2 protein-coding genes and 3 tRNA genes are annotated in these 1,373 nt (G+C 60.7%); 4 read left to right on the forward strand and 1 reads right to left on the reverse strand.

Annotation, left to right across the window (positions count from 1 at the left end):
• The 4 genes from AC1DYI_RS35710 to AC1DYI_RS35725 form a co-directional block, all read left to right on the forward strand.
• Positions 1–702: glutamate--tRNA ligase (locus tag AC1DYI_RS35710; protein ID WP_477208828.1), on the forward strand; the 702-nt coding region annotated here is incomplete at its 5' end.
• Between the two features lie 97 nt (positions 703–799).
• Positions 800–875, forward strand: a tRNA-Ala gene (locus tag AC1DYI_RS35715).
• 36 nt (positions 876–911) lie between these two features.
• Positions 912–987: transfer RNA gene (locus AC1DYI_RS35720), tRNA-Glu, on the forward strand.
• An 80-nt stretch (positions 988–1,067) separates the two neighbouring features.
• Positions 1,068–1,144 (forward strand) — tRNA-OTHER (locus AC1DYI_RS35725).
• Between the two features lie 27 nt (positions 1,145–1,171).
• On the opposite strand, the gene AC1DYI_RS35730 is transcribed toward AC1DYI_RS35725, so the two are convergent.
• Positions 1,172–1,373 (reverse strand): hypothetical protein (locus tag AC1DYI_RS35730; protein WP_477208829.1); only part of this gene is annotated, 202 nt, incomplete at its 5' end.

The following is a 1,373-nucleotide window of genomic DNA, read 5'->3' on the forward strand; positions in this document are numbered from 1 at the left end:
CACTTGCCGGTGATCCTGGGCGACGATGGCCAGAAGCTGTCCAAGCGCCGCGGCGCGGTGGCCGTGTCCAACTACGAGGACAACGGCTACCTGCCCGAAGCGATGCTGAATTACCTCGCGCGCCTGGGCTGGAGCCACGGCGACGAAGAGTTGTTCTCGCGCGAGCAGTTGGTCAGCTGGTTCGACGGCACGCACCTGAACAAGAGCCCCGCGCAGTGGGATGCGGCCAAGCTCTCGTGGGTCAATGGGCAGTACATCAAGCAAGCCGATGACGCTCGCCTGGCCACGATGGTGGCTGTGCAGCTGCGCAGCCGTGGCATCGACGCGAAAGACGAAGCTGCGCTGGCGCCGATGTGTGCGCTGTTCAAGGACCGCTGTGCCACCATCGTCGAATTGGCGGATTGGCTGTCGATGTACTTCGTGGCCGTAGCGCCCACTGCAGAAGACGTGGCCACGCATGTGACCGATGCGGTGAAGCCCGCACTCGTCGCGCTGCGCGATCGCCTTACTGATGTGGCGTGGGACAAGGCCGCGATTCAGCAGGCCATCAAAGACACCATCGGTGAGCACAAGCTGAAGATGCCGCAACTGGCTGTTCCGGTGCGCGTGCTCGTCTGCGGTCGTGCGCAAACGCCGTCGATCGACGCGGTGTTGTCGCTGTTTGATCGCAACGATGTGCTCAGCCGCTTGCGCACTGTTTAAAAACCGGTATATACTCTTGGTCTTCGCTCAACGGCGTTCCCGAACAAGCGACGCAGATATCGACCGAAAGGTGCAGATGGCTGCCGAAGCAGAAGACGGGGGTATAGCTCAGCTGGGAGAGCGCTTGCATGGCATGCAAGAGGTCAGCGGTTCGATCCCGCTTACCTCCACCAAAACGGTGGCGTCGTCGAGTGAATGGAAAGGACAAAGTCCCCTTCGTCTAGAGGCCTAGGACACGACCCTTTCACGGTTGTAACAGGGGTTCGAATCCCCTAGGGGACGCCAAATACTTCGGCTCACGCCGGGGTAGATGGCACGGGTGGTTGATACCCGGGACTGCAAAGTCCAAACTTCAGCACCACTGCGGAGTGGTAGTTCAGTTGGTTAGAATACCGGCCTGYCACGCCGGGGGTCGCGGGTTCGAGCCCCGTCCACTCCGCCACTTATTCGCCATGAAAGCCCTGTGAGTTCAAGACTCGCAGGGCTTTTTTGCTTGGCGCATTTGCTTAGTCGTCGGCGGGGCTTGTCGCGAGGGGTGAATCAGGCGCAGCATGGCAGTGGCAACGATCGGTTGACCCTTCCATGAAAGGAGGCGGTTATGAGTCGCTATCTGCTCACCAAGTTGCGTTTGGCGGAGGACGGCAAGATCACGGAGGTCGCCGTCCGCAGGC

It is taken from the genome of Ideonella sp. P3_A4, from assembly GCF_056403075.1.